Source organism: Granulicatella balaenopterae (assembly GCF_900111135.1).
Classification (GTDB): Bacteria; Bacillota; Bacilli; order Lactobacillales; family Aerococcaceae; genus Granulicatella; species Granulicatella balaenopterae.
Genome location: NZ_FOGF01000014.1, coordinates 40,795 through 49,591 on the forward strand (window position 1 = coordinate 40,795; position 8,797 = coordinate 49,591).

Here is an 8,797-nt window from a genome sequence, read left to right on the forward strand (position 1 = left end):
TTTATTGCCCAAATGTACCAAACAAGCCACTCACTTGGACATGACTATATTACAAGATAGTGTATGCTATCAGACGCAATGTTTCTAATAATTTAAGAAAATAAAAGGAGTGATTCGATGACAGAACAAATGTCAACAAAATATCAACCGCAAGCCGTGGAAGATGGAAAATACAAAAAATGGGTAGAATCAGGTGTCTTTAAACCCAGTGAAGATCCAAAAGCAGAACCTTATTCAATCGTAATACCGCCACCAAATGTAACAGGTAAATTACACTTAGGTCACGCATGGGATGTAACGCTACAAGATATGATTATCCGTTCAAAACGTATGCAAGGCTATGATACTTTATGGTTACCAGGTATGGATCATGCTGGTATCGCAACTCAAGCTAAAGTAGAACAAAAATTACGTGGTGAAGGCTTATCACGTTATGACTTAGGTCGCGAAAAATTCGTACAACAAACATGGGACTGGAAAGAAGAATATGCTGGTCATATCCGTGAACAATGGTCTAAAATGGGGATTTCAGTTGATTACGATCGCGAACGGTTCACATTAGATTCAGGTTTATCAGATGCCGTTAAAAAAGTATTCGTTACTTTATATGAAAAAGATTTAATCTACCGTGGAGAATATATCATCAACTGGGATCCGCAAGCAAAAACTTCATTATCTGATATTGAAGTTATCCACAAAGATTTAGAAGGTGCTTTCTACCACATGAACTATCCATTAGCTGATGGATCAGGTGTATTAGAAGTAGCTACTACTCGTCCAGAAACATTATTAGGAGATACAGCCGTTGCGGTTCACCCAGATGATGAACGCTTCCAAGAATTAATCGGTAAAGAAGTAATCTTACCATTAGTTAACCGTCAAATCCCAATCATTGCTGATGAATATGTTGAGCAAGATTTCGGAACTGGTGTCGTTAAAATTACTCCAGCTCATGACCCTAATGACTTTGAAGTTGGTAACCGTCACGATTTAGAACGTATTAACGTTATGAACGACGATGCAACAATGAATGAATTAGCTGGTAAATATGCTGGCATGGATCGCTTTGAAGCTCGTAAAGCGATTGTTAAAGATTTAGAAGAAGCTGGTTTATTAGTTAAAATCGAAAAACACGTACACAGCGTAGGGCATTCAGAACGTACTGGTGTTGTTGTTGAACCTCGTTTATCAACACAATGGTTCGTTAAAATGGGACCTTTAGCGGAACAAGCAATCAATGCGCAACGTGAAGAAGGCGACAATACTGTTAACTTCTACCCAACACGTTTCAATGATGCTTACTTACGTTGGATGGAAAACATTCACGACTGGGTAATCTCACGTCAATTATGGTGGGGACACCAAATTCCAGCATGGTACCACAAAGAAACAGGTGAAGTATATGTTGGTATGGAAGCTCCAGCTGACTCAGAAAACTGGACACAAGATGGCGATGTGTTAGATACATGGTTCAGTTCAGCATTATGGCCATTCTCTACAATGGGCTGGCCTGATGAAGAAGCAGCAGACTTCAAACGCTACTTCCCAACAAGTACATTAGTTACAGGTTATGATATCTTAACTTTCTGGGTAAGTCGTATGATGTTCCAAAGTTTAGAATTCACAGGCAAAAAACCATTCCAAAACGTATTAATCCACGGGTTAATTCGTGATAGTCAAGGCCGTAAAATGAGTAAATCATTAGGTAATGGTGTTGACCCAATGGAAGTTATTGAACAATATGGTGCCGATGCATTACGTTGGTTCTTAGCAAATGGTTCAGCTCCAGGTCAAGACGTTCGTTATTCAACAGACAAAATGGACGCAGCTTGGAACTTCATCAACAAAATTTGGAACGCTAGCCGTTATGCATTAATGAATATTGGTGATTTAACAATTGAAGAATTAGACATCACTGGTGAGAAAACATTAGCAGACAAATGGATCTTAACTCGTTTAAACCAAACAATTGCTAAAGTTACTGAGTTATTTGAGAAATTCGAATTCGGTGAAGCAGGACGTCTATTGTATCACTTTATCTGGGATGATTTCTGTGACTGGTATATCGAAATGTCTAAAGAAACATTAGCCGGCGAAAATGAAGTAGCTAAGAAAACTACACGTAGCATTTTAGCATATGTATTAGACCAAACATTACGTCTATTACACCCAATCATGCCATTCGTAACAGAAGAAATCTGGCAATCAGTACCACATATTGGTGACTCAATCGTAACAGCTTCATACCCAGTCGTTCACGAAGAACAAATGGATGAACAAGCTGCCGAAGAAATGGAATTCTTAATGGAATTCATCCGTAGCGTGCGTACAGTTCGTAACGATATGAATACACCATTATCAAAACCAATCAACATTATGGCTAAAGTACCAGATGTTAAATTTGAAGCAATCTTAGCAGAAAACGAAAGCTACATCGCACGTTTCTGTAACCCAGAAAACTTTACATTCGGTTTAGAAATCGATGCTCCAAACGATGCTGTTACTTCAGTTATCACAGGTGCAGAAATCTACTTACCATTAGCAGGTTTAATCAACATTGAAGATGAAATCGCTCGTTTAGAACAAGAAGCAGCTAAATTAGCTAAAGAAGTTGAACGTGTTGAGAAAAAATTAGCCAACGAAAAATTCGTAGCAAAAGCTCCAGAAGCAGTTGTTGCAGCTGAACGTCAAAAAGGTGAACAATATCAAGAACAACGCCTTGCAGTATTAGATCGTATCGAAACATTAAAAACAATCGGGTAAGGTGATAATGGTGGAACAATTTGAAACAATTAGTGAATGGATAAAGTCGCGCGAATACCTCAGACACAAAAATGGTTTAAGTCGTTTAAGTGCCTTAATGGATATTCTAGACAATCCACAAAAAACATTTAAAAGTATTCATATTAGTGGTACGAATGGTAAAGGTTCAACTATCAGTTTTATGAACAGCTTAATGACGGCTCATCAGCTAGTAGTTGGTAGATTTGTTTCACCACATCTTAATTCGTATCATGATCGTATCGCAATTGATGGTATACCAATTGCAGATAGTGATTTTGAACGAATTGGCCAAATGATTCGTAGAGCCGAAAAAGAATTACCTACTGAATTTGAGACATTAACCTTCTTTGAAATTATGACAGCTATCATGTTTGTCTATTTTAAAGAACAAAAAGTGGATGTAGCATTAATCGAAGTAGGAATTGGTGGTTTATATGATGTTACTAATATAATAGATTCTGATATTAGTGTCATTACCTCAATTGGATTAGACCATCAAAATCTTTTAGGGAATACAATTGAAGAAATAGCTAGACAAAAAGCAGGCATCTTTAAACAAGGGCAGACTGCTGTTGTAGGACCTGTACCTGCTGAAGCTTTAGCCATTTTTCAAGCAATAGCCGATACAAAAAACGTCACACTATATCAATACGGCAATGATTTTAAGATGGAAAAAACTAGAGACGGCTATCTATATATCCGTTCATCTCAAAATCTTCTGCTTAAAAAAATTGGCTTAATCGGCAATCATCAATTGGAAAATGCTGCACTTGCAGTTACTGCCTTTACTATATTTATGCATAAATACAATTTAATAGTAGAAAATACTCAAATAATCAGTGCTTTAGAGACAACAAAATGGCCAGGACGAATGGAACAAGTTTCGACTAATCCATCAATCTGGTTAGATGGTTGTCATAATCTACCAGCAATTAAACGCTTAGTAGAAACGATTAAAGAACAAACAGCAAACCAACAGCAAATCGTTATTCTTTTCGGTGCATTAGCCAAAAAAGATTATCGAGAAATGCTTTTATTATTAAGAGAATTATTACCGCAAACAGAGATTGTCATTACAACTTTTAATGATAGCCATGCTGCAGGCGAAAAGGAATTTGAAACAATCGTTAAGAGTATCAATGCTATTTATTATGAGGACTACCTTCAATATTTACATCAATTTATATGCGAAAAGAACGATCAGAAAGTGTTATACGCAACAGGGTCCTTATATTTTATTGCAGAAATCAGAAAATTATTACTATAAAAAAATAAACTCCTCCTTTTTACGTAGGTTATAATGACTAACAAAATAAAAGGGGGAGTTTTTTTTATGAAATTAAAAAATAGTATTATGGAAGTTCCAGTAACCATGCTACCAAGAGAACGTCTAGAAAAATATGGTGAAAAGCAATTAGCAACTCATGAATTATTAGCTATTATCTTACGGACAGGAACAAAAGATCATAGTGTACTAGAACTTGCGTTAGATATTTTAGCAACATTTGAAGATTTATATGGTTTGAAGATGGCTAGTTTAGATGAATTAATGACGGTTAAAGGGATTGGACGCGCTAAAGCTATTGAATTACGAGCCGCAATAGAATTAGGAATTCGAATCGCTATCTCTCAAGCAACAAAAGAGTCAGCGATAATATCTTCAGAAGTGGCAGGAAAAATATTCCAATATGAATTATGTGATGCTTATCAAGAACATTTATTAGTCTTATTTTTAAATACAAAAAATGAAATCATAAAAAAAAGAACTGTTTTTAAAGGTGGATTAAATTCAGCGGTTGCTCATCCACGAGAAATTTTTCGTGAAGCAGTTAAATGTTCTGCAGCTAAAATGATTTTAGGGCATAATCATCCAAGTGGTAATTTAGAACCTTCAAATGCAGATATAAATTTCACTAAAAGAATGGTAGAATGCGGTGAGTTAATGGGCATTGAAGTATTAGATCATATTATTGTGAGTAGCAATCACTATTTATCTTTAAAAGAAAAAGGGTATTTTTAAAATAAGTAGTAAAAATATCCTTAGGTTTAGCTTAGCATATAGTTTTCAAATCCCGATCATGTTTCTACCCATTGTAAGACGGAGGAATAATCAATTAGATTAGGAAACGCAGGAGAGGATGAAACAAGAAGCACCTAAGCTTTAGCTTAGTGTGTAGTTCACTAAAAGTATAGACACAAAGCTATCAATTAGAAACAAAAGGTCTAGTAATAAAAGAAAATCATCTTAATAATACGCCAAAAAATATTAATACTAGAAATAAATCGAATAATATATCTATTTTCCTTGCATCACAGAAAAATACATGTTATAGTTAGTTTAATGTTTTTGTTAGGTAAATAAAAAAACTGCAATTTACAGTTATATTTTAGGTAAAAGAGTAAAGTAAATAAATTTATTTCAAATAACCCTTGCATTGATACGATAAAGATGATATAATTAATTTATTGTTTTTGTAAGGTAAAAAAGAAAGTTATTTCATTAAATATTAATTAATAAAGTATAATAGCAATATTAAAATATTTTAATGATAATGCTTGTAAACCTATTCAATGAATGCTATACTAACTATAGTGTTTTTGTTAGGTAAAGAAAAAGTTTTTAAAACTCCTTTCGAGCCGATAGCAAGAATATGAAAATACAATGTGCTAAGGCACAAGGAGGAACAACATAATGGAACAAGGTACAGTAAAATGGTTTAACTCAGAAAAAGGTTTTGGATTTATCGAACGTGAAGGCGGAGACGACGTATTCGTACATTTCTCAGCAATCCAAACTGACGGCTTCAAAACTTTAGAAGAAGGACAAGCTGTAGAATTTGAAGTAGAAGAAGGCGCTCGTGGACCACAAGCTGCTAACGTAGTTAAACTATAATTCTAATATCAAATATACAAGGGATATGACTTAGGTTGTATCTCTTTTTTTGTTTTTTTGGAAATGATAAGTAATGTAAATAGAAAGGTAATTTTATTAATCGTTAAAAGTTTTTTAGGGAGTTTTTGTGAAAAAATCACATTAGCTATAAAAGGATATTATTCACTTGAAATTATTAAAATCCTATTAAAATAATAAAAAACAAGTTTCGTTAACGAGATAGTTCGTAAAAAGGCTATGATATTGTGAATTATAGTGTTTTTAAGCTAACAAATATCGGCGCAAATAGTTGTATATTTTTCCAAAAAATGGTAATCTTATGTGGAAAGGCCTAAGGTTTTCATACTTTAAAAGTAATGAAAGTTACTGAAAGTTAAAAATTATTACGCCTAGATAAAAATTAAAATAAAAGGGGAATTTTACAATGGAAAAACAACAATATCACGTAATCGCAGAAACAGGAATTCACGCTCGTCCAGCAACATTATTAGTACAAACAGCTAGCAAATTTAGCTCAGAAGTACAATTAGAATACAAAGGCAAAACAGTTAATTTAAAATCAATTATGGGTGTAATGTCTTTAGGTGTGGGTCAAGGTGCTGACGTTGTTATTACAGTTGAAGGTGAAGATGAAGTTGATGCAATGGCAGCAATTGCTGAAACAATGAAAAAAGAAGGTTTAGCTGAATAATGATGAATCCAACTTTAAAAGGTATTGCTGCAAGTGATGGAATTGCCATTGCTAAAGTATATACATTAACAGAACCAGATCTATCTTTTACAAAGGTAGCCGTGGAAGATACTGATGCAGAAGTAACACGCTTAGATAATGCCCTAGAAGTTTCAACAAAAGAAGTTGAATTAATTCGTGAAACAGCTTTAAATAATTTAGGAGCAGAAGAAGCACAAGTATTCGATGCTCATTTAATGGTATTAAGCGATCCTGAATTAATTGGTCAAATTAAAGAAGCAATCACTAGTCAAAAAGTTAATGCTGAAGCAGCTCTAAAAGAAGTAACAGATATGTTTATTAATATCTTTGCTTCAATGGAAGATAATCCATATATGCAAGAGCGTGCTGCAGATATCCGCGACGTAGCTGAACGTATTTTGGCTAACTTATTAGGTGTTAAAGTTCCTAGTCCGGCAACAATTAAAGAAGAAGTAATTGTTGTTGCTAAAGACTTAACTCCAAGTGATACAGCTCAATTAAATCGTAAATATGTTAAAGCATTCGTAACTGATATTGGTGGACGTACATCTCACTCTGCTATTATGGCACGTTCTTTAGAAATCCCAGCAATCGTTGGCACTAAAGAAGTAACAGAATTAGCTAAAGATGGCGATATCATTATTATCGATGGTTTAGAAGGTAAAGTATTCTTAAATCCATCAGAAGAATTAATTACAACATATCAACAAAAGGCAGCAGACTTTGCAGCACAACAAGCAGAATGGGAAAAGCTAAAAGATGCTGAAACATTCTCTAAAGATGGCAAACAAGTCGAATTAGCTGCAAATATTGGAACACCTAAAGATTTAGAAGGTGTTATTAACAATGGTGCTGAAGGTATTGGTTTATACCGTACTGAATTTTTATATATGGATTCTGCAGAGATGCCTACAGAAGAAGATCAATTCAATGCATATAAAGCTGTAATCGAAGGAATGAATGGTAAGCCAGTTGTTGTTCGTACAATGGACATTGGTGGTGACAAAGAATTACCATACTTACCTTTACCACATGAAATGAACCCGTTCTTAGGATATCGTGCAATTCGTATTTCGTTAAATGAACCAGCAATGTTCCGTACACAATTACGTGCATTATTACGTGCCTCTGTATATGGACCATTACGTATTATGTTCCCAATGATCGCAACATTAAACGACTTCCGTGGCGCTAAAGCCATTTTAGAAGAAGAAAAAGCTAAATTAATTGCAGAAGGTGTTGAAGTAAGTGATAGTATCCAAGTAGGTATTATGATCGAAATCCCAGCTGCTGCAGTATTAGCTCACCAATTTGCTAAAGAAGTTGATTTCTTCAGTATTGGTACAAATGATTTAATCCAATACACAATGGCTGCTGACCGTATGAATGAACAAGTTTCATATTTATATCAACCATATAATCCATCAATCTTAACATTAATTAAACATGTTATTGATTCAGCACACAAAGAAGGTAAATGGGCTGGAATGTGTGGAGAAATGGCTGGAGACCAAACGGCTGTACCATTATTATTAGGTTTAGGATTAGATGAATTCTCAATGTCTGCATCTAGCGTACTAAAAACAAGAAGCTTAATTAGTAAATTAAATATTTCTGATATGCAAAAATTAGCAGAAAAAGCTATCAATGAATGTGCAACTGTAGAAGAAGTTGAAGCATTAGTAGAAGAAGCTGTTGCATCAATTTAATTTTAAAAAATCGGCAGAAATCCCGTCCTTTTAGCTATGGGGTTTCTGCTATCATTTTATTAGAACAGATAATCACTAAGTCTATCTAAAAAACTAATATAGTAACAAAAACTAAAAAGGCCTTTTGACAACTGGAAGACTCAAAAGACTTGAGCCAGTAGATTGTTTATTACTTGAGATATCTAAGTAAATTGTGACTGATATATCCTAGTATGTATTACTCACAGGCCGCGTTTTTTAAAGTGTGCGTAGTTGATAACCAAGTAGATAGCTACTTGGTTTTTATCTATACAATAATTAAAATCTAACTTTAAAGGAGAAAAAGAGTTGATAAAAAATGAGTAATATGGTATTATATATATTGCTTGAGAAAAGATAGTTTAAAAATATTTTTTTGAAAAGTGTTGACAGAATAAAACAAGCATGCTATTATTAAATAGTTGTCAACGAGACAATGAATTGAACTTTGAAAATTGAACAAAGAAGACGAACCAAATGTGTAGGGGCTTCATTTTAAATGAAGCAAACTATCAATTTCTTTTTATAATAGAAATAAAACAAATATAAGTCAGCAACAAAACAATAATGAGCTTTCAAAAGTTCATGAAATATTTTTCATGAGAGTTTGATCCTGGCTCAGGACGAACGCTGGCGGCGTGCCTAATACATGCAAGTCGAGCGAAGAAACAACAGGTGCTT

General features: G+C 34.1%; 6 protein-coding genes and 1 rRNA gene. All 7 read left to right on the forward strand.

The window, feature by feature from the left end:
• The first annotated feature begins 117 nt into the window (after nucleotides 1-117).
• Entirely contained in the window at nucleotides 118-2,763 is a 2,646-nt protein-coding gene (locus BMX09_RS04610) for a valine--tRNA ligase (protein ID WP_089746532.1), read from the forward strand.
• A 10-nt stretch (nucleotides 2,764-2,773) separates the two neighbouring features.
• Entirely contained in the window at nucleotides 2,774-4,051 is a 1,278-nt protein-coding gene (locus BMX09_RS04615) for a bifunctional folylpolyglutamate synthase/dihydrofolate synthase (RefSeq protein WP_177159536.1), read from the forward strand.
• A 66-nt stretch (nucleotides 4,052-4,117) separates the two neighbouring features.
• Nucleotides 4,118-4,804: a RadC family protein gene (gene radC / locus BMX09_RS04620; RefSeq protein ID WP_089746534.1), complete on the forward strand. Its 687-nt coding sequence runs from the start codon at nucleotides 4,118-4,120 to the stop codon at nucleotides 4,802-4,804.
• Nucleotides 4,805-5,476: 672 nt separating this feature from the next.
• Nucleotides 5,477-5,677, forward strand: a complete 201-nt coding sequence (locus tag BMX09_RS04625) for a cold-shock protein (protein ID WP_089746535.1) — start codon at nucleotides 5,477-5,479, stop codon at nucleotides 5,675-5,677.
• 424 nt (nucleotides 5,678-6,101) lie between these two features.
• Entirely contained in the window at nucleotides 6,102-6,368 is a 267-nt protein-coding gene (locus tag BMX09_RS04630) for a phosphocarrier protein HPr (RefSeq protein WP_089746536.1), read from the forward strand.
• A gap of 2 nt (nucleotides 6,369-6,370) precedes the next feature.
• Nucleotides 6,371-8,098 carry a phosphoenolpyruvate--protein phosphotransferase gene (gene ptsP, locus BMX09_RS04635; protein ID WP_089746538.1) on the forward strand — a complete coding sequence of 576 codons (1,728 nt, stop codon included), beginning with the start codon at nucleotides 6,371-6,373 and terminating at the stop codon, nucleotides 8,096-8,098.
• Between the two features lie 613 nt (nucleotides 8,099-8,711).
• A 16S ribosomal RNA gene (locus BMX09_RS04640) occupies nucleotides 8,712-8,797 on the forward strand; the annotation flags it as partial.